Annotated in this window: 15 protein-coding genes; 7 read left to right on the forward strand and 8 right to left on the reverse strand. The window is 73.4% G+C overall.

The annotated features are described in order from the left end of the window. Positions 1-62 precede the first annotated feature (62 nt). From ABXS69_RS05155 to ABXS69_RS05190, 8 genes are all read right to left on the reverse strand, one after another. Positions 63-659: a type II toxin-antitoxin system PemK/MazF family toxin gene (locus tag ABXS69_RS05155; RefSeq protein WP_366181450.1), complete on the reverse strand. Its 597-nt coding sequence runs from the start codon at positions 657-659 to the stop codon at positions 63-65. Between the two features lie 104 nt (positions 660-763). Beyond that, complete coding sequence (locus ABXS69_RS05160) at positions 764-2305, reverse strand: hypothetical protein (RefSeq protein ID WP_366181451.1); 1542 nt, start codon at positions 2303-2305, stop codon at positions 764-766. Between the two features lie 168 nt (positions 2306-2473). Then, positions 2474-3328: a tryptophan synthase subunit alpha gene (gene trpA, locus ABXS69_RS05165; RefSeq protein ID WP_366181452.1), complete on the reverse strand. Its 855-nt coding sequence runs from the start codon at positions 3326-3328 to the stop codon at positions 2474-2476. Then, positions 3328-5658, reverse strand: a complete 2331-nt coding sequence (gene trpB, locus ABXS69_RS05170) for a tryptophan synthase subunit beta (protein ID WP_366181453.1) — start codon at positions 5656-5658, stop codon at positions 3328-3330. Before trpB ends, trpA begins: the two co-directional genes overlap by 1 nt. Continuing rightward, positions 5655-6809, reverse strand: a complete 1155-nt coding sequence (gene trpD, locus ABXS69_RS05175; protein ID WP_366181454.1) for an anthranilate phosphoribosyltransferase — start codon at positions 6807-6809, stop codon at positions 5655-5657. Before trpD ends, trpB begins: the two co-directional genes overlap by 4 nt. Continuing rightward, on the reverse strand, positions 6806-7447 hold the full coding sequence (locus tag ABXS69_RS05180; RefSeq protein WP_366181455.1) for a gamma-glutamyl-gamma-aminobutyrate hydrolase family protein: 642 nt from the start codon (positions 7445-7447) through the stop codon (positions 6806-6808). Before ABXS69_RS05180 ends, trpD begins: the two co-directional genes overlap by 4 nt. Position 7448: 1 nt before the next feature. After that, positions 7449-9155 (reverse strand): anthranilate synthase component 1, encoded by a 1707-nt coding sequence (locus ABXS69_RS05185; protein ID WP_366181456.1) that lies wholly within the window; start codon positions 9153-9155, stop codon positions 7449-7451. Positions 9156-9513: 358 nt separating this feature from the next. Then, positions 9514-10122, reverse strand: a complete 609-nt coding sequence (locus ABXS69_RS05190; protein ID WP_366181457.1) for a VTT domain-containing protein — start codon at positions 10120-10122, stop codon at positions 9514-9516. Between the two features lie 309 nt (positions 10123-10431). Here ABXS69_RS05190 and lepA point away from each other — a divergent pair, with 309 nt between their 5' ends. The 7 genes from lepA to ABXS69_RS05225 all read left to right on the forward strand — a co-directional run bounded on the left by lepA (position 10432) and on the right by ABXS69_RS05225 (position 19533). Beyond that, positions 10432-12312, forward strand: coding sequence for a translation elongation factor 4 (gene lepA / locus ABXS69_RS05195; protein WP_366181458.1), 1881 nt, complete (start codon positions 10432-10434; stop codon positions 12310-12312). Positions 12313-12375: 63 nt separating this feature from the next. Continuing rightward, complete coding sequence (locus tag ABXS69_RS05200; RefSeq protein WP_366181459.1) at positions 12376-13245, forward strand: MOSC domain-containing protein; 870 nt, start codon at positions 12376-12378, stop codon at positions 13243-13245. 12 nt (positions 13246-13257) lie between these two features. Further along, positions 13258-14217: a tRNA (guanosine(46)-N7)-methyltransferase TrmB gene (gene trmB / locus ABXS69_RS05205; RefSeq protein WP_366181460.1), complete on the forward strand. Its 960-nt coding sequence runs from the start codon at positions 13258-13260 to the stop codon at positions 14215-14217. A 4-nt stretch (positions 14218-14221) separates the two neighbouring features. Continuing rightward, on the forward strand, positions 14222-15559 hold the full coding sequence (locus ABXS69_RS05210; RefSeq protein ID WP_366181461.1) for an MFS transporter: 1338 nt from the start codon (positions 14222-14224) through the stop codon (positions 15557-15559). Continuing rightward, a complete protein-coding gene (gene hemW, locus ABXS69_RS05215) occupies positions 15556-16872 on the forward strand; it encodes a radical SAM family heme chaperone HemW (RefSeq protein WP_366181462.1) in 1317 nt (438 codons plus the stop codon). The genes ABXS69_RS05210 and hemW overlap by 4 nt, the downstream gene beginning before the upstream one ends. A 126-nt stretch (positions 16873-16998) precedes the next feature. Further along, the gene (gene hemH, locus ABXS69_RS05220; RefSeq protein ID WP_366181463.1) at positions 16999-18063 is read left to right on the forward strand and encodes a ferrochelatase; all 1065 of its coding nucleotides are present in this window, start codon (positions 16999-17001) and stop codon (positions 18061-18063) included. A 66-nt stretch (positions 18064-18129) separates the two neighbouring features. Beyond that, a complete protein-coding gene (locus ABXS69_RS05225; protein WP_366181464.1) occupies positions 18130-19533 on the forward strand; it encodes a sodium:proton antiporter in 1404 nt (467 codons plus the stop codon). The last annotated feature ends 4 nt before the right edge of the window (positions 19534-19537 follow it).

Here is a 19537-nt window from a genome sequence, read left to right on the forward strand (position 1 = left end):
CAAAACGGCGGCCCTCGGCGCCCGCCGCGCGAGGGCGGGCGGCGTGAGGTGCGTCGCGCTCGTCAGGCCCAGTGCTCGCGCAGCGCGGCGACGACGGCGTCGAAGGTCCCCCGGCTCATCGTGGCTCCCTCGCGGCGGATGGCGGACGGGTCGACGGCGAGGAGGCGGTCGAGCCGGACCTCGCTCGGACGGCCCCTCGGGTCCCAGGCGCCTGAGCCGACGTCGAACCAGTAGCGGCCGTGCCTGGCCTGCTGGGCGGCGTCGCGGTCATGGTCCTTCGACGTCATCTGGGTCACGATGAGGCGATCCCTGCTGCGGGCCAGGACCAGGACGGGGCGGTCCTTGCCCTGGGTGGCGTCCTCCTCGTAGGGGACCCAGGTCCACACGACCTCGCCGGGGTCGGCGTCGCCGTCGGGGTTGGGGGCGTAGTCGAAGGAGGGTAGCCCGGCGGACGCGACGTCGTAGGCACTGATCCCGGCGCCCCGGCCGGTGGGGGCCGGGGTGGTCGCGCCCTGGCGGCGGGGCGCGGGGGGCGCGGTGGGGGCCGGGGGGCGGGTGGTGCTGTCGGCGCGGCTGGCGCGCTGCTTCAGGCTGGAGGCGAGGGCGTCCGCGGCGGCGCGGCCGACCGCGCGCAGGATCCCGTCGAGAAGGCTGGCCATGGGCGCCACTCTACAGTCCGCCGCCGGGCGCGAGGGGGCGCCCCCAGCCCGCGGCTGGAGGCGCCCCTGGTGGATCGCGCCGACGGCGCTGGTAGGCCCGGCTCCTACTCCTTCACCTGGGTCACGGTGGTGCACAGGGGGAGGGAGGCCGCGTCGATCGTGCCGCTGTCCTCGACGTCGATCGTGGCCCTCAGGCCCTTCGACGGGTCATCCGGGTCGCAGGTCCCCAGGGCCTTCCAGCCGTCCGGGGTGATCGCGGCGGTGTCCACCGAGTAGACCGCGGACAGCCTCACCGTGCGGTCGGAGTTGCCGTACAGCGGACTCGACATCCCTACACGGATGGTGCCATTGGCGTCGGGCCACAGGGTGTCGCGCAGCCACCAGGGGCCGCCGGGCTCGGCGTACTCGAGCCTCACCCCTGTCGGCGGCTTCGCGGTCAGGAAGAAGTCCGGCGTCGAGCCCACCACGTCAGTGGTGTTGGAGAGGGTCACGGTGTAGTCGACGACGACGTGGGGCGCCTCGTGCACGGCGTCCGGGCCCTGCACGGTGACGCTGCTGCGCGCGACCGTCGCAGAGGCCTCGCCGCGGGCGCGGTCGTCCTCGTAGAGGGAGGAGAAGATCTTGCCGTCCTGGGCGGTGACGGACGTGGAGATGGTGTTGTGCCCGACGACGCCGCTCAGGTCCACCTGGCAGGTGGCCTCCTGCCCCCCTGGGATGGTGGCCCTGCCGCCCGGGACCTCCAGGCTCGTGCCCGAGCCCCCCGTGGTGACGACGCCGCCCCCGAAGGCGGTCAGGTCGCAGCTCAGCCTCGTGATGGTGGCCGGGCCCTCCGTGCTCGCGGCCGCGATCGTGAAGCCCGACAGGGGGGTGGTGGAGTCGTTGTGGATGGTGGCCGTGTAGCGGCCGGCGTCCTTGGCGGCGTCCTCGGGCAGGTCCTGCTTGCTCGTGGTCACGGTGGCGTGGGTGGCGCTCGCCGGCTCCTTGGCCGCCCTGGCCGTGGGGCTGTGCGGCGTGGCGTCCTCCGTGGTCGTCAGGGTCGGCGTGAGCGTGTAGTCGCGGGCCTGGTCGCCCGGCGCCTTGACCAGCGTCCCGATGCTCAGGTCGAGGTAGGAGCCCGAGGGGCGGTCGGAGAAGTCGACCATGTAGGTCAGGCTCAGGTGCTCGGGGGAGCAGGAGATGCGATCGACGGAGGCGGAGTAGTCGCCGTGCCTCGAGTACGGGTTGTGGATGCGGGAGAGCAGCCCGAGCCCCGACGACCCGTACCGGCGGATCGGACCCTCCGGGTTGTCACTGGTGTAGAGGGCGGCCGCGCCGGCGACCCCCAGCTCAGAGGGGCAGTTCCAGGTCCACTGGCCCGGCTGGGAGTCGGCCTCGAAGGTCAGGGTCATCAGCCTGCCCGGGGCCACGGTGTCAGGGATGCGCACGCCCCAGAAGAGGCAGTGGGCGGCATCGCCCGCGCCCTGGCAGCCAGTGCCTCCCGGGGCGTAGAAGCCGGTGACGCTGATGTCGTCGTTGCCGCCGCTGGGAGCGGCCGTCTCCGCGCCGGCGGGGACGGCGACCAGGGCGACGAGCGACAGGGGCAGGGCCAGGACGGCGCCGAGGATCCGGCGCAGTGGGGACGATGGTATGGAACGTGTTCGGCGCATGGCGGGCCTGCTCTCACAATGTCTCGAAACGATTAAGGACACGTCATCAATGTAACGTGGCGAGCATCACTTGTGAAGAGAGGCTTGCCTGCTAATCAATGGGTCGTCCTCCCCATCCTCCCTCGTCACAAGGCCTTGTCCGCACCCCGATCCCCGTCCTGTGCCGGCTCATCGCGGCCGAGTGGCCGCCTTCATTGCGGTGACGAAGCCGCGCAGCTCCTGGCGCATCGCCTCGACGGCGTCCTCCCACGCGGCGGTGCCCGGCCGCGCCTGGGCGATGGCCGGGGCGTGCGACTCCACGATCTGGACCGTCGCCGACCCGGAGATCGCTCCATCGGCCCCCGAGGCGATCGCCTCGGCGACCTGCTCGGGGCGGGAGATGCCGAAGCCGAGCATGACCGGCGCCGCGGAGCCGGCCCGCAGCCTGGCCACCGACTCGGCCAGCCCCGCGGTCGAGGCGGCCTGCTCCGCGCCGGTGACCCCCACGCGCGAGACCGCGTACACGTAGCCCCGCGAGGCGCTCGCCACGGCATCGAGCGTGTGGGGCGCGGCCGACGGCGGGGCGATGTACACCGGGGCGATCCCCGCCCGCGCCGCGGCGGCGGAGAAGGCGGGCGACTCTCGTACGGGGACATCGGGAAGCAGGACCGAGTCGATCCCCGCTTCGGCGCACCGGGCGTAGAAGGAATCCAGCCCCACGGCGAACGGCACGTTCCCGTAGATGAGCATGCCGATGGGCGTCTCCGGGTGGTGGTGGCGCACGCGCGCCACCACCCCCAGGCAGTCGGCCAGGGCAGCCCCGGCCTCCTGGGCGCGGATATGCGCGCGCTGGATCGTGGGCCCGTCGGCGACGGGGTCGCTGAACGGGACCCCGAGCTCCAGGGCGTCCGCGCCCCCGGCGATGAGCGCCTCGATGACCTCCTCGGACAGCTCCGCGCTGGGGTCGCCCACTATGACGAAGGGGACGAAGGCCCCCTCGCCCCGCTCGCGCAGGGCAGTGAACATCGACTCGTAGCGATCCATCAGCGCTCCCTCTCATCACTCGAGCCCGCTCCGGGCGCCGCCCGGCCGGCGGCCCCGGCCTGGGCGGCCAGGGCCTCGTACTCACCGCGCTTGCCCATCCGCCGCAGCATCCCGGCCGCCCGGGCCACCGCGCCGTCGTCGCTGAAGGAGCCACCCATGCGGGCCCGCACCTGGTCGAGGTCCTTATCCCCGCGCCCGGACAGGCACACGAGCAGGATGGGCGGCTCGGCGCCGTCGGGGACCGCCTCGGCGATCTTGAGGGCCTGGGCGAGGGCGTGGGAGGACTCCAGGGCCGGGATGATCCCCTCATGGCGGCTGAGCAGCCGGAAGGCCTCCAGGGCCTCCTCATCCGTGATGCCGACGTATCGGGCCCGTCCCGCATCGGCCAGGCGCGCGTGCTCAGGGCCGACCCCGGGGTAGTCCAGGCCGGCGGACACGGAGAAGGACTCCTCGACCTGGCCGTCGTCGTCGCGCATGAGGTAGGAGCGGGCGCCGTGGAGGATCCCGATGCTGCCGGCGTTGATCGGCGCCCCGTGGCGGCGGTCCAGGCCCTCGCCCGCGGGCTCGACGCCGATGAGCCCCACGGAGGCGTCATCGATGAAGTCGGAGAACATGCCGATGGCGTTCGACCCCCCGCCCACGCAGGCGATCACCTCGTCGGGCAGGCGCCCCGTGAGCGCGAGCGCCTGGGCGCGGGCCTCGGTGGAGATGACCCGGTGGAAGGCGTGGACGATCGTGGGGAAGGGGTGCGGGCCGGCGGCAGTGCCCAGCAGGTAGTGGGTGTCCTTGAACGAGGCCGTCCAGTCCCTCAACGCCTCGTTGACGGCGTCCTTGAGGGTGCCCGCGCCGCTGGCCACGGGCACCACCCGCGCGCCCATGAGCTCCATGCGCTCCACGTTGGCGGCCTGGCGAACGACGTCGGTGGCGCCCATGTAGATCGTGCACTCCAGGCCCAGCAGCGAGCAGACCATCGCGGTGGCGGTGCCGTGCTGGCCCGCGCCGGTCTCGGCGATGACGCGCCGCTTGCCCATCCGCTTGGCCAGGAGCGCCTGGCCAAGCACCTGGTTGCCCTTGTGGGCGCCGCCGTGGACGAGGTCCTCGCGCTTGAGCAGGATCCTCGCATTGCCCCGCAGCGGAAGGTTGCGCAGCTCGGTCATCGGCGTGGGGCGCCCCAAGTAGCGCCGCAGGAGCTCGTCGAGCTCGGCGGTGAAGCCGGGGTCCGCGCTCGCGGCGATGAAGGCGTCCTCCAACTGATCCAGCGCGGGGATGAGCAGCTCGGGCACGAACTGGCCCCCATACTCCCCGAAGTAGGGGTCGAGGCGGGGGTGCTCCCAGCGGCCGTCCGGGCCCGGCGGCGTCGCGGCGACCTCGGCCAGGCGCGCGCGCCTCAGCGCGGGGGAGACCGGGGATTCCGCGGGCGCCGGGGAGCCGGCGCCGGCCCGCTCCCCGGAGGGCCTGCCCGGCAGCGGCACGGCGTCGACGAGCGCCCGGGCCGCTGCCCCGGCATCCGCCGAGCCCGACAGGCTCGATCCCACCAGCAGGGCGTCCACGATCCCGGCCAGGCGCCGCACGTCCCCCGGCCCATGGACCCCGGACTCTCCCACGAGGACGGCCCCGGCCGGCGCCAGGGGCGCCATCTCCTCGGTGCGCGCCAGGTCCGTTTCCAGCGTGCGCAGATCACGGTTGTTGATGCCGATGACCCGTGCGCCCAGGGCAGCCGCCCGGCTCATCTCGCCGGGGGTGGAGACCTCCGTGAGCACGCCCATGCCCAGGGAGGCCGCCAGCCCCGCCAGCTCCCGGTAGACGTCGTCGGGCACCACGGAGAGCATGAGGAGGATCGCGTCCGCCCCCAGGTGGCGGGCCGCGAGCACCTGCACGGGGTCGACGATGAAGTCCTTGCACAGGACCGGAAGGCCCACCGCCGCGCGCACCCGGGCCAGGTCCTCGTACTCGCCGTTGAAGCGGTCGGGCTCGGTGAGCACGGAGATCGCCGCCGCGTGGGGGGCGTAGGCGGAGGCCAGCTCGGCTGGGTCGTAGTCGGCCCGGATCGAGCCGAGTGACGGCGAGGCCGCCTTGCACTCCATGATGATCGCCGGGCGCGGGCTGGCGGCGGGGCCCGTGCGGCGCCGCAGGGCCTCCTCGAAGGAGCGCCCGGAGCGGGGCAGGGCCGAGGCCTCCAGGTGGCCGAAGCGCTCACGCAGCTCGGGCAGGCGACGGCGCCTCCCGGCCACGATCGCATCCAGCACCGTGCCGGTGGCCATGAGGCGCTCCTCCATCGGCGCGCGCTCGGGGCGCGCCGCCGCGCCGCGCGAGGCGGGGCCCGTGCTCATGCGCGCTCCTCCTCAGCGCTGTCACTGCTCTCGCCGCTCCTCTCGTGGGCCCGCCCGGAGCCGGCCGCCAGCCGCGCCGCGGTGGTCATGGAGTCCAGGTGCCTGCCGGCCGCCCCTGAGGCGATCTGCTCCAGAGCCATGCGGGTGCCATCGGCGAGGTCGTCCGCGGGCCCCGCGAGGTAGAGCAGGGCGCCGGCGTTGACGGCGATGGCATCGCGGTGGGCCGGCTCTCCCCGGCCCGCGAGCGCCTCGCGCAGGGCGGCGGCGTTCTCCTCGGCCCGCCCGCCCAGGATGTCTGACAGCTCCCAGCGCCTCACCCCGAGGTCAGCGGGGGTGACCTCGTAGGCCTTGACCCCGCGGGGGGTGGCCTCCCGCACCTGCGTGGCGCCGTGGACGGCGATCTCATCGGTGCCCGCCCCGTGCACGATGAGGGCGCGCTTGCGGCCGAGCTTGACCATGGACTCGGCGATCATGTCGAGCATGGAGGGATCCCACACGCCCATGAGCTGGTAGGTCAGGTGCGCGGGGTTGAGCAGGGGACCCAGCACGTTGAAGATCGTGGGCGTGGCCAGGGCCCGGCGGATCGGCGCCACGTGCTTCATCGCCGGGTGGTAGGCCTGGGCGAACAGGAACGTGAAGTGGTCGCGCTCCAGCAGCTCGACGGCCTGCTCCGCCGTCACGTCCAGGGGCAGTCCCAGGGCCGCGATGACGTCGGCCGCCCCCGTCTTGGAGGACACCGCCCGGTTGCCGTGCTTGGCCACCGAGATGCCCATCGACGCCGCGACGAGGCCGGCGGCCGTCGAGATATTGATCGTGCCCACGCCGTCGCCGCCCGTGCCCACGACATCCACGAGGGGGAAGGCGACGGCCGGGAAGGGACGCGCGGCCCGGCGGAAGGCGCTCGCGGCTCCCGCGACCTCGTCGGCGGTCTCTCCGCGCGAGTGCAGGGCGGCGAGCAGGGCGGCGGTCTCGGCCTCGGAGAGGTCCCCGGCGCCCAGTGCGGCGAAGACGATACCGGTCTCCTCGCGGCTGAGCCGGCGGCCCTGGATGACCTCGCGCAGGAGTCGGTGGGCGTCCTCGGCCCCGGCGACGGCCGACGCCTGGGGGACCGGGGGGGTGGTGGGCTCTGGCACGGTTGTCGGCTCCGTCATCGGCTCTCTCCTGCGCTTGCGGTCGTAGTGGTCAGTCCGGCGATGAGGGCCCGCAGGATCGCGGGGCCGGCCGGGGTGAGGATGGACTCGGGGTGGAACTGGAGGCCGACGGCGGGGCGTCGTCGGTGGCGCGAGGCCATGACGATCCCGTCGCTGGTGCGGGCCAGGCACTCCAGGTCGGCGGGCAGGGCGCGGGTGCCGAGCGAGTGGTAGCGGGCGACATCCAGGGGCCCGCCGTCGAGCACGGCGAAGGCGGCATCGGCGCGCCCGGCGGAGGTGACCTCCGCGCGGGTGGATCGGCCGTGGACCGGCTCGACCCTGCCCACGCTCCCACCGCAGGCCTCGACGATGGCCTGGAAGCCCAGGCAGATGCCCAGCGTCGGCAGGCCGCGCTCCAGGGCGGCTCCCAGGACCTCCATCATGCAGCCCGCATCGCGGGGGTGCCCGGGGCCGGGGGAGAGGACCAGGGCGGGGCGCTGGCCCGCGGCCGCCTCCCGCGCCGTCGGCTCCGACGCGGCCAGGACCGTGGAAGCCGGCACCGTGTTGCGGTAGACCTCGATGCTCGCCCCCAGGGAGGCGAATTGGTCGACCAGGTTGTAGACGAAGGAATCGCGGTTGTCCAGCAGGATGACGCGCATCTCAGGCCTCCCCGGTCTCGATGATGAGCTCAGCGCCCCGCGCGGCGGCCACGGCCGCCAGCACTGCGCTGGCCTTGTGGACGGTCTCGGCCGCCTCGGCGGCCGGATCGGAGGCGCCGACGACGCCCGCGCCGGCCTGCACCAGGGCCCGCCCGTCCGTCACGAAGGCCGAGCGGATGACGATGCAGGTGTCGAACTCGCCGTCGCCACGCAAGTAGCCCACCGAGCCCCCGTAGGAGCCCCGTCGCACGCCCTCGGTGGCGCGGATGAGCTCGGCGGCCCGCAGCTTCGGCGCGCCGGTGAGCGTGCCCATCGTCATCGAGGCGCGGAAGGCGTCCAGGGCGTCCAGGCCCGGGTCCAGCTGCCCGGACACCTCCGAGACCAGGTGCATGACGCGGCTGTAGCGGTCCACGCGCAGCAATTCGCGCACTCGCCGGGTGCCCGGCGCGCTGACTCGGGCGACGTCGTTGCGCGCCAGGTCCACGAGCATGACGTGCTCGGCGATCTCCTTGGCGTCCGTGCGCAGCTCCAGCTCCAGGCGCGTATCCCGCTCGTGGTCCACCGAGCCGTCCGGGGCCAGCCCGCGCGGCCGCGTGCCGGCGATGGGCCGGATGGCCGCCTCGCCCGTGGCCGCGCTGTGCAGCAGGGCGGACTCGGGGGAGGCGCCCAGGAGCTCGAAGCCGGGAGCCGCCACGTAGAACATGTAGGGGCTCGGATTCGACTCGCGCAGCGCGTGGTAGGCCTCCAGCGCGTCCGGGCAGTCGATCGTGAACGCCCTCGACGGAACCACCTGGTAGACGTCCCCGGCGGCGATCGACTCCTGGAGCCCGGCCACGAGCCCCGCGAAATCGCTGTCCGAGACGCTCGGCACGGCGCGGGCGACCGGGCGGGCGGCTGGGCCGGCCACTGGGTCGGCGCCTCCCACCACCGGCGCCGGCCCGCCCGCATCCGGGGTCGGCGAGGGCCTCGCGGCGTCGATGACGGTGGCCAGCTCGTCGATCCTGCGCGCGAGGTCATCGGTGTCGACGCTCGCCCCTACCAGTGTCGCCTCACCGGTGGGGTGGTCGATGACCAGGAGGATGCGCGCTGCGTAGAACATGTAGTCCGGGCAGGTGTTCGGCCCCGCGGCCACCGGGGGCAGCTGCTCGAAGCCCGCCAGGTAGTCGAAGGCGAACACTCCCGCCACGAGCGGCAGGTGGGGGTGTTCGACCCCCTGTGAGGCCAGCACCCGCAGCGGCTCCAGGGTCGAGGGGGCCGTCAGCCGCTCCCGCTCCTCCATCCCGGCGTCGTCGGCCGGCGCAGGGATCCGCACCACCAGGCGTCCGGGCGCCTCCTCGACGACGCGATCCGCCAGGGACGCGCGGATGCGCGCCACGGCGGCCTCTCCGTCGGACCGGGCCCGGTCCAGGGCCTCGACGAGCACCTGGTCCCTCTCACAGGTCAGTCGCGCGCTCGCCTCGAGCATGAGGACCGTTGTGCGCGAGGAGCCCGTGGTGGTATCCGCGCTCTCCAGCAGGACGACGTCCACCGGCCTGCGGGCGCCGCCCGCGGCATCCGCGGTGGTGGCGATCGCGCCGGCCTCCGCCAGGCGCCTCACGAGCGCCCCGGAGTCGTGGGGGTAGCGGACCCCGCGGGTCAGCACCGTGGGCTCGGTGGGCCGGATGGGATCCGCGGGCCCCGCCGATCCCGCAGCTCCTGTGATAGTCATGCTGCGCTCCTCATCGCGTCTTATCGCTCCTCATCGTATCCGCTCATCCCCGGGGCAGGTCAGGACAGGCGCTCGCGGGCGATCCGCAGCGCCTCGGCGATGGCGTGGGAGGCCTCCAGGGCCGGGGCGGTGCATCCCGGGGCGTCGGGGCCGAGCGGGCCGACCGGGCGGCGTCTGAGGTACTCATGCGGGGCTCTTTCCTTGGAGAGGTGGTCATGCTCTCAAGGCGGGCCGGGGACTCCTCGCGCTCTCGCGCCCGCCTTCGTGGCGAGCGGGGCGTCGGGTACGACGTGTCAGCGGCTCGCCCTCAGGGGAGCCACCACCAGCGGCGGGCGCGCGTCGTCGTCATGGGGGAAAGTTAGGGGAGCCGGGAAGCGGGTGGCAAATCCGACGTGGCGGCGCTCATATCGTGGGATGGGGGCGGGTGGGCGCGGGCGTCGCGCTCCCCTCGGCGGTCCCTGTGCGCCGGGCCTCCCTGAGGCGTGGGCCCTGGCTCACTCCGCGCGGGGGCCCTCCTCCCCGGCCCCCTCCTGCGCAGCAGGATGGCGGTGGCCACGGCCACCAGCGCCACGGCCGTCATCAAGCGGCCCGTGGGGCTGGCCATCCATCCGGCTAGCACCGCGATGCCGATGGTCGTGTAGATCCCCGCCCACAGAAGGGCGCCGACCGCCGTGGCCAGCAGGTAGCGCGGCACGGGCACGTGCGCGACCCCGGCCGAGATCTGAACGAGTGACTGCGCGCCGATGGTGAGGAAGGAGAGGAGGACCGCCCAGACGCCCCAGCGCGCCGCCCACTCCTGGGCGCTCGCGTACGCCGGGCTGCGCAGGATCCGGGCCCAGCGGCTCCGCGAGGCCCCCGCGCCCAGGCACCGCCCGGCCCAGTACATGGCGTTCGAGCGCGCCATGGCGCCGCACCAGAAGAAGAGGAGCACCCAGGCGAAGGGGAGCTCGTGGATCCGCTCGATCACGCCTCGCACCTTAGTCGAGCCTCACCTGAGGCGCGAAGCGCCATCCGCGGCCGACGGGAATGGCGAGGTTTGAGGATTGCTTTCCTCGCGCGTCCAGCGAGCAGCGGCCAGATCCGCAGGATCATGCGGTCCTTGATCGGTCAACCACCTTGGTTCGGCCGAGCGATCCTCAAACCTCGCCACTTCAGCCGACCATCTCAGGGGCGACGAGCCCGCATCCGGCCGCGGTCGCGCCGCCCTGGGCGACGGCGTGGGAGACTGACCCCAGTATGTTCCGCGCGCCCCGCCGCGCCCGTCCGGAAGGCATCCGTGTCACCGATCCTCACGCCCGAGCAGGCCGCCGCCGTCACCCCGGCCGCGACCGATCCCGCGCTGATCAGGAACTTCTCCATCATCGCCCATATCGACCACGGCAAGTCCACCCTGGCCGACCGCATGCTCCAGGCCACAGGCGTCGTCGCCCCCCGCGACATGCGCGCCCAGTACCTCGACCGCATGGACATCGAGCGCGAGCGCGGCATCACCATCAAGTCCCAGGCCGTGCGCATGCCCTGGGGCGCGCCCGGCCCCGACGGCGCCATCCGCCCCTACGCCCTCAACATGATCGACACCCCCGGGCACGTCGACTTCTCCTACGAGGTCAACCGCTCCCTGGCGGCCTGCGAGGGGGCCGTCCTGCTCGTCGACGCCGCCCAGGGCATCCAGGCCCAGACCCTCGCCAACCTCTACATGGCCATCGAGGGCGATCTCGCGATCATCCCCGTGCTCAACAAGATCGACCTGCCCGCCGCCGAGCCCGAGCGCCACGCCGACGAGATCGCCTCGCTCATCGGCTGCGAGCCCGCGGACATCCTGAAGGTCTCCGGCAAGACCGGCGCCGGCGTGCCCGAGCTGCTCGACCGAATCGTCGAGGCCGTCCCCGCGCCGGTGGGCGACCCCGCCGGACCCACGCGCGCCATGATCTTCGACTCCGTGTACGACACCTACCGCGGCGTCGTCACCTACGTGCGCGTCGTCGACGGCGCCCTCAAGCCCCGCGAGCGCATCGAGATGCTCTCCACCACCGCTGTCCACGACCTGCTCGAGATCGGCGTCATCAGCCCCGAGCCCAGTCCCACGGCGGGCCTGGGCGCCGGGGAGGTCGGCTACCTCATCACCGGGGTCAAGGACGTGCGCCAGTCCAAGGTCGGCGACACCGTCACCTCCGCCGCCGCGCCGGCCGTCGAGCCGCTGGCCGGGTACCAGGAGCCCAAGCCCATGGTGTTCTCCGGCCTCTTCCCCGTGGACGGCTCGGACTTCCCCGTGCTGCGCGACGCCCTGGACAAGCTCAAGCTCAATGACGCCGCCCTCACCTACGAGCCCGAGACCTCCGTGGCGCTGGGCTTCGGCTTCCGCTGCGGCTACCTCGGCCTGCTGCACCTGGAGATCATCCGGGAGCGCCTCGAGCGCGAGTTCAACCTCGACATCATCTCTACCGCCCCCTCCGTGGTCTACCGGGTCACCACCGAGGACCGCGCCGTCCACACCGTTACCAACCCCTCGGAGTACCCCGAGGGCAAGATCCTCGACGTCCAGGAGCCCGTGGTCCGCGCGACCATCCTGACCCCCAGCGAGTTCGTGGGCACCGTCATGGAGCTGTGCCAGTCGCGGCGCGGCGCCATGCAGGGCATGGACTACCTCTCCGAGACGCGCGTGGAGATGCACTACGTGCTTCCCCTGGCGGAGATCGTCTTCGACTTCTTCGACGCCCTGAAGTCCCGGACCCGCGGCTACGCCTCCCTGGACTACGAGATGGACGGCGAGCAGTCCGCGGACCTGGTCAAGGTGGACATCCTCCTCAATGGGGACAAGGTGGACGCCTTCAGCGCCATCGTCCACAAGGAGGCCGCCTACTCCTACGGCCTCAAGCTCACCAAGCGCCTCAAGGAGCTCATCCCGCGCCAGCAGTTCGAGGTGCCCGTGCAGGCGGCCATCGGCTCGCGGATCATCGCCCGCGAGACCATCCGCGCCCTGCGCAAGGACATGCTCGCCAAGTGCTACGGGGGGGACATCTCCCGCAAGCGCAAGCTGCTGGAGAAGCAGAAGGAGGGGAAGAAGCGGATGAAGGCGATCGGGAGCGTCGACGTCCCGCAGGAGGCCTTCATCGCGGCGCTCGGTGCGGACAACCCCACCGGCAAGGACGGCAAGTAGGAAGAATCGCGGACAGCGGTTCGGCGATCCGATCCGCCGGGCCGCGGGGAGCAGGAGGAAGTCATGAGGGACGACGGCGCTGACCTGGTCCTCACCCGCGGGCTCGCCCGGGTGCTGGGCGAGCCGCACGCGGGCGCCGATGGGCGCCACCGCGACGAGCCCTCGCCCTTCTCCGACGGCGACCTCGTGGGCGCCGTCAGCGCCGTCTGCGTCGTGGCGCGCCTGCGCCCCGACTGCGGCGCCCCAGGCGTCTCCGCGATCCACAAGGCCCCCGTCGACGGCCCCGTGGCGGTCAATGCCCTGGGCCTGCTGGGGGATCAGCAGGCGGATCGCGAGCATCACGGCGGCCTCGACAAGGCCCTCTACGTCATGGACGCCGCCGAGTTCCGCCACTGGGCCGGGGCGCTCGGACCCGAGCGCGGCCTCACCGCCGGGAGCATGGGCGAGAACATGCTCATCGAGCCGGGCGCCATCGGCGGCATCGACGACGTCGAGATCGGCGCGATCCTGTCCATCGGCCCGGGCGCCGCTCCGGGACGGGGGAGCGAGCGGTCCGCCGGCGGGACCGGGGGGCCCATCCCGCCCGGCGAGGCGAGCCCGCGGCGCGGCATCCTCGTCACGGTCACCGGCGTGCGCAACCCCTGCCCCACCTTCGCCCGCGGCATGGGCCGTGGCGACTGGGTGGAGGTCTTCTCCGAGCGGGCCCGCGTGGGCGCCTACCTCTCCGTGCTGCGCGACGGGAGCGTGTCCGCCGGCGACGAGGTCCGGGTGGTCTCCACCCCCGGTCACCGCGTCACCTGCCGCCGCTGGTTCGCCCACCACGACCCGCGCGACGCCCAGGCGATGCTCGCCTCCGAGGCCTTCGGCAACCTCCGTCTGGCCGGTTTCACTCGCAAGTACGTGTCCGCCGCCGCTGATGAGCGGGTCGGCTGAGGGGAAGGGCCAATGCAGCAGCACCCACCGCGCTCCCACGCGATCCACTCGCGAGTGCGTTCCTACTCCCGCGCCGGCGGGCGCCTGAGCGAGGCGCGGGCCGAGGCCCTGGCAGCGCTCGCCCCCCGCTACGTGGTGGACGTGCCCCGGCGCGACGCCGTGCGCACCGTGGCCCCCGGCCTCCGCCTCGATCCCGAGGCGCGGTTCGGCCACCAGGGCTCGGCCCGCCCCCTCATCGTCGAGATCGGCTCGGGCTCGGGGGAGGCCATCCTCGCCCACGCCGCCGCCCACCCGGGGGTCGACCACCTGGCCGTCGAGGTGTGGGAGACGGCGATCGCCCGGCTCGTCACCTCGATCCACCGCCAGGGCCTGCGCAATGCGCGCGTCGTGCCCGCCGACGGCGCCGAGCTGCTGGCCACCGCCCTGCCCGTGGGCTGCGCGAGCGAGGTGTGGGTGTTCTTCCCCGACCCGTGGCGCAAGGCCCGGCACCGCAAGCGCCGCCTGGTGAGCGCCGCGTTCGCCGACTCGGTGGCCCGGGTGCTGCGCCCCGGCGGCGTGTGGCGCCTGGCCACGGACTGGGCGGACTACGCCTGGCAGATGCGCGACGTCCTGGAGGAGGCCTCCGCCCTTCCCGAGGGCATCGAGCCCGATTCCACCGGCCCCTACTTCCGCTACGACGACGCCGGTGCGCGCCCCGACCTGGGCGCGGCTACCGCCGTCGCCGGGGACATGGGCAACGGGGTGGACCCCGGCTCGCCATCGGGTGCGCGCGGTGGATGGTCGGAGCGCTTCGCCGGGCGCGCCATGACCCGTTTCGAGCGGCGAGGCATCGACGAGGGCCGCACGATCCGGGACCTGACGGCGGTGCGCACCGAGGAGCAATGGATCCCGGCCGCCCGCCCTACCGCGCTGGAGCGCCTGGACGACGGCGCCCCCAGGCTCTTCGCGCCCGAGGGGCTGACGGGCCGGTGACCCCATGAGCGGGGCCCGAGTGCCCAGGCGGGCGTGGCTCGCCATCATCGTGCTCGGCTTCCTGGGCCTCTGCGCCGTCGTGCGGGTGCCAGTGGGCGTCATCCCGCCGCTCCTGCCGCGCCTGGGCGATGATCTGGGCCTGTCCGGGGCGGCGCGCGGGGCGCTCACCAGCGTGCCGGTGCTCTGCTTCGGCCTGCTCACCCCGGTGGCCTCCGTCGCGGTGATGCGGATGGGGGTCAATGCCTCGGGCCTGGTGATGATGGGCGCGGTGGTCGCCGGGGCCGTGCTCCGCTCCGCCGGGGGCGCGGCGGCGGCCTTCGCGGGGACCGTGCTCATCGGCGCGGGGCTGACGATCGGCAACCTCGTGGCGCCGATGGTCATCGGACGGGATTTCTGGCACCGGGCCTCCCTCATGACGGGCCTGTACTCGGCCACCTGCAATGTCCTCGTCACGGCCGCGACGGCGCTGGCCGTCCCCCTCGCCGCGGTGATCGGCTGGCGCGGCTCCGCCCTGGCGTGGACCGTGGTCCCCGTGGCCTTGGCGGCGGCTGCCTGGTGGTGGGCCTACCCGCCGGGCTCGACCGCGCCGCGCGAGAGCCTGCGGCGGCGCTCGGGCATGAGCGCCTGGGTGGGGGAGCGCTCTCTGACCAGCGGGGGCCACGAGGGCGCCGGGGGCGGTCATGGGGCCGCCGGCGCCTCGGGGCGGGCGACGGCGGCCGGGCCCGCGTGGCGCCGTCCGCTGACCTGGGTGATGGCGCTGGCCTTCACCGGGCACGTCTTCTCCTTCTACGCGATCTCCGGCTGGCTGCCGACGGCGCTCGCGCAGACCGCCGGGATGAGCGAGTCCGCCGCGGGCTTGGCGTCCTCGGTGTTCGCGATGACCGGGATCGTGGGCCCGATGCTCGTGCCCCTCATGCTTGAGGCCCTGGGCTGGTCCGACGCGCGCGTGATGGGGGTGCTGAGCGCCTGCTGGCTCGCGCTGCCGGTGGCGATGATCGTGGCGCCGACCGCCTGGCTGGTGCCGTGCCTCTTGTCCGGGATCGCGCAGGGCGCGTTCTTCGCGGCGCTGTTCTCCCTGGTCATCCAGCGCGCTGAATCACTGGATGACAACCGGCGCACCACGGCGCTGATCCAGACGGCGGGCTACTGCGCCGCCGCGGTGGGACCGATCGTCCTGGGCTGGACGCGCGAGGCGACCGGGGGCTGGGAGGCGCCGTTCGCCGTCGTGGTGGCGGCGCTCGCGCTCATGACGGTCTGCGGGCAGATCGCGGCCCGATGGCCCGCGGGCGACGCCTCCCGCGCCACCCGCCCCGCCGGCCTCATGGGGGAGGCGGGGGCATGAGCCCGGCCCAGCCCGTCGGGCCGCCCCTTGTCGACGGCCTGCCCCCCGAGGCGGCCGCGCCGGCGCCGGGAGCCCGGCGCGGGGCAGGGGGGCCGGGGCGCGCTGATGGTGCTGCGCGCCCGTTCTCCGTCTACCTGCACGTGCCCTACTGCCGGGTGCGCTGCGGCTACTGCGACTTCAACACCTACACGAGCCTCGACATGGGGCGGGGCGCCTCCGCGGGCGACTACGTGAGCACCCTGGCCGCCGAGCTGCGCGCCGCCCGCGCGGCGATGGATGACGCGGGCCTTCCCGCGCGGCAGGCCGCCACGGTCTTCGTGGGCGGCGGCACCCCGACGATGCTCCCGCCCTCGGACCTGGTCGAGATGATCGGACTCGTGAGGGAGACCTTCGGGCTCGCCGAGGGCGCCGAGGTGACCACCGAGGCGAACCCGGACTCGGTGGACGAGGCGGGACTGGTGGCACTGGCCGAGGGCGGTTTCACCCGGGTGTCCTTCGGGATGCAGTCGGCGGTGCCCCATGTGCTGAGGGTCCTGGACCGCACGCACGAGCCGTCCCGCGTGCCGCTGGTGGTCGATTGGGCTCGGCGCGCGGGGCTGAGCACGAGCCTCGACCTCATCTATGGCGCGCCGGGGGAGTCCCTGGAGGACTGGGAGCGCTCCATCGAGGCCGCCGTGGAGATCGGCCCGGATCACCTGAGCGCCTACGGCCTCGTCATCGAGGAGGGCACGCGCATGTGGGCCCAGGTGCGGCGCGGCGAGCTGCCGATGCCCAGCGACGACGACGAGGCCGCCAAGTACGAGCTGGCCGACCGCCTCCTGGCGAGCGCCGGCTACGAGTGGTACGAGATCTCCAACTGGGCCAGGCCCGGCCACGAGTGCCGGCACAACCGCGCCTACTGGCAGGACTGGGACTGGTGGGGCGCCGGCCCCGGGGCGCACAGCCACCTGGGCGACGTGCGCCTGTGGAACGCCAAGCACCCCCTGGCCTGGGCGGGGCAGGTGATCGGCGGAAGGCTCCCCGTGGCCGGGCACGAGGTGATCGACGCCGACTCCCGGCTCCTGGAGCGGGTCATGCTGGGCATCCGCCTGCGCGAGGGCATCGCGCTGGCGGAGCTGGGGGAGCCGGGTGAGGGGGGAGGCGATGAGCCGGGCTCCGGCGCCGGGCGCGCGCCGAGGAGGCTCGTGCCCGTGGTGGGACGACTCGTCGCCGATGGCCTGCTCGACGGTGCGGCCGCCCTGCGCGGGCGCGCCGTCCTCACCCTGCGCGGCCGCCTCATGGCCGACACCGTCACCCGTGCCCTCACCTCCTGAGGCTGACCCCGGCGGCGCGCGCGGAGAGGGAGGCTCGAACCCCGCCATCCCGCGCCGGCGCCCGTGCCGGTCAGCCTGGCCGGGATCGGGTAGTCTTGTGGAGGTGACGAATAGCGTCGCGTCGTCATGAAGCCATCCGCCCACGCCGTCGAGGACCCCGTGACCCCCGCGCATCCCCGCCCTGATCGCCGCCCAGCGCTCATCCTGGCCAACCTCGGTACGCCCGAGGCGCCCACTGCCAAGCGCGTGCGCCCCTTCCTGCGCGAGTTCCTCACCGACAGGCGCGTCGTCGAGACCCACCCCGCCCTGTGGCGCCCCGTCCTCGAGGGCGTCGTCCTCACCATCCGGCCAGCGCGCTCAGCCCGCAAGTACGCCACCATCTGGCGCGCCGGCCACGAGACCAGTCACTCCGGGTCGCCCCTCATGCACCACACCGAGCGGCAGGGCGAGCTCCTCGCGAGCGCCCTCGGCGACGCCGTCCAGGTCCGCATCGCCATGCGCTACGGAAAGCCGGCCCTCAGGGGCGTCATGGGCGAGCTCATGGAGGCGGGCTGCCGCCGCATCGCCATCCTGCCCGCCTACCCCCAGTACTCCGCCTCCAGCCAGGGCACCGTCATCGACGAGGCGGCCCGCTTCATCCTCGCCAGCCGTGATCAGCCCGAGCTGCGCACCATCCGCTCCTTCCCCGGCGCCCCGGCCTACATCGAGGCCCTGGCCACCGCCATCGAGAGCCACTGGGAGCGCCACGGCCGCCCCGACCCCGCCGCCGGCGGGCGCCTCCTGCTGTCCTTCCACTCCATCCCCCGGGCCATGCACGACGCCGGGGACCCCTATCGCTCCGAGTGCGAGCGCACCGCCGCCCTCCTCGCCGCTCGGCTCGCCGCCCCCGAGGGCCTCATCCGCACCACCTTCCAGTCCGTGTTCGGGCCCGCGAGGTGGATCGGGCCAGCCACCATCGACACCGTCGCCGAGCTGGGCGCAGCCGGCTGCCCGAGCGTCGACGTCATCTGCCCCGGCTTCATGGCCGACTGCCTGGAGACCCTGGAGGAGATCGACCAGCTCAACAGGCGGGCCTTCACCTCCGCCGGGGGAGGGGACTTCCACTACATCCCCTGGGGCAATGACGCGCCCGGCTGCGTGGCCGCGCTGGCCGAGCAGGCCCGTGCCGCGCTGTCCGGATGGGTGGATTGAGACGGGGCGGTTTCACGCGGTCGGCTATGGTGGGTGGTGGACAAGCCGAGAATCAGAGGAGAAGTTTTGCACTTGCCCTGGTGGTCCGCCCTCCCGTTCATGGCGATGCTCGCGAGCATCGCCACCCTCCCCCTCATCCCCGCCACCGCGCACTGGTGGGAGAAGAACCGCAACCAGCTCATCCTGGCCTCGGCCCTCGGCCTGCCGGTGGCCGCCTGGATGTGGCACGCCCTGGGCTGGCAGCGGGTCTTCGCCGCCGTCGTCGAGTACGGGCAGTTCATCGCCCTGCTGCTCTCGCTCTTCGTCGTCGCCGGTGGGATCCACCTCAAGGGCGATATCGAGGCCACGCCCCGCAACAACACGATCTTCCTGGCCATCGGCGGCTTCCTGGCCTCCTTCGTGGGCACCACCGGCGCCGCCATGCTGCTGATCCGCCCCCTGCTGGCCACCAACCGGGAGCGGCGCTACCGCGTCCACACCGTCCTGTACACGATCTTCATCGTCGCCAACTGCGGCGGCCTGCTCACGCCACTGGGTGACCCGCCGCTCTTCCTCGGCTTCCTGCGCGGCGTCCCCTTCACCTGGACCTTCCACCTCGTGCCCGAGTGGCTGTTCGTCAACGGGATGCTGCTGGCGTCCTACTTCGCCCTGGACACCTACTTCCACTCCCAGGAGCCCAGGGCAAACATCACGCGCGACAAGTCCGAGGTCGAGCCCCTGGGCCTGCGCGGCGCCGTGAACTTCATCTGGTTCGCCGTCATCATCGCCGCCGTCGCGCTCGCCCCCTCCATCGACGTCCACGCCATCGAGGAGGGCTACGCGACGCTCAGCGACTGGCTGCCGATCCGCGAGGCCATCATGATCGGCGCCGCGGCCGCCTCCTACTTCCTGGGGGACAAGCGCGTGCGCTACGAGGACAACCAGTTCGCCTGGGGGCCCATCGCGGAGGTCGCCGCCCTGTTCGTCGGCATCTTCCTCACCATGATCCCGGCGCTGGAGTACTTGGACGAGATCGCCCCGAGCCTGCCGGTGAACGAGATCACCTTCTTCATCTTCACGGGGGGCTTGTCCTCCGTGCTCGACAACGCCCCCACCTACGTCACCTTCTTCGAGGTCGGCAAGGTCGTGGAATCCCCGGGAGGCGCGCTCGTCGCGGGCGTTCCTGAGCTCTACCTCGTGCCGATCGCGCTCGGCGCGGTGTTCTGCGGCGCCATCACCTACATCGGCAACGGCCCGAACTTCATGGTCAAGTCCGTGGCCGAGGCCGACGGCGTCGCCATGCCCTCCTTCGGCGGCTACGTCGTGCAGACCGCCACCCGGCTCGTCCCGATCCTGGCCGCCATGGTCATGATCTTCATCGCCCAGCCCCTGTGGGTCAAGCTCCTGGGCGGCCTGCTCACGGCGGCCCTGCTCGCCTGGGACGCCGCCCTCATCCGGCGCGGCCGCCGCCTGGCCATCCAGGACGCCTGAGAGG

The sequence above is a fragment of the Actinomyces timonensis genome, assembly GCF_040702965.1.
GTDB lineage: Bacteria > Actinomycetota > Actinomycetes > Actinomycetales > Actinomycetaceae > Actinomyces > Actinomyces timonensis_A.

Excerpts from the sequence above, each read along its gene's own strand:
- ABXS69_RS05155 (WP_366181450.1), bottom strand. The coding sequence starts at position 659 with ATGGCCAGCCTTCTCGACGGGATCCTGCGCGCGGTCGGCCGCGCCGCC.
- trpA (WP_366181452.1), bottom strand. The coding sequence starts at position 3,328 with ATGGATCGCTACGAGTCGATGTTCACTGCCCTGCGCGAGCGGGGCGAG.
- trpB (WP_366181453.1), bottom strand. The coding sequence starts at position 5,658 with ATGAGCACGGGCCCCGCCTCGCGCGGCGCGGCGGCGCGCCCCGAGCGC.
- ABXS69_RS05200 (WP_366181459.1), top strand. The coding sequence starts at position 12,376 with ATGAGGGACGACGGCGCTGACCTGGTCCTCACCCGCGGGCTCGCCCGG.
- ABXS69_RS05210 (WP_366181461.1), top strand. The coding sequence starts at position 14,222 with ATGAGCGGGGCCCGAGTGCCCAGGCGGGCGTGGCTCGCCATCATCGTG.
- hemW (WP_366181462.1), top strand. The coding sequence starts at position 15,556 with ATGAGCCCGGCCCAGCCCGTCGGGCCGCCCCTTGTCGACGGCCTGCCC.
- ABXS69_RS05160 (WP_366181451.1), bottom strand. The coding sequence starts at position 2,305 with ATGCGCCGAACACGTTCCATACCATCGTCCCCACTGCGCCGGATCCTC.
- hemH (WP_366181463.1), top strand. The coding sequence starts at position 16,999 with ATGAAGCCATCCGCCCACGCCGTCGAGGACCCCGTGACCCCCGCGCAT.
- ABXS69_RS05180 (WP_366181455.1), bottom strand. The coding sequence starts at position 7,447 with ATGCGCGTCATCCTGCTGGACAACCGCGATTCCTTCGTCTACAACCTG.
- trmB (WP_366181460.1), top strand. The coding sequence starts at position 13,258 with ATGCAGCAGCACCCACCGCGCTCCCACGCGATCCACTCGCGAGTGCGT.
- trpD (WP_366181454.1), bottom strand. The coding sequence starts at position 6,809 with ATGACGGAGCCGACAACCGTGCCAGAGCCCACCACCCCCCCGGTCCCC.
- ABXS69_RS05185 (WP_366181456.1), bottom strand. The coding sequence starts at position 9,155 with ATGACTATCACAGGAGCTGCGGGATCGGCGGGGCCCGCGGATCCCATC.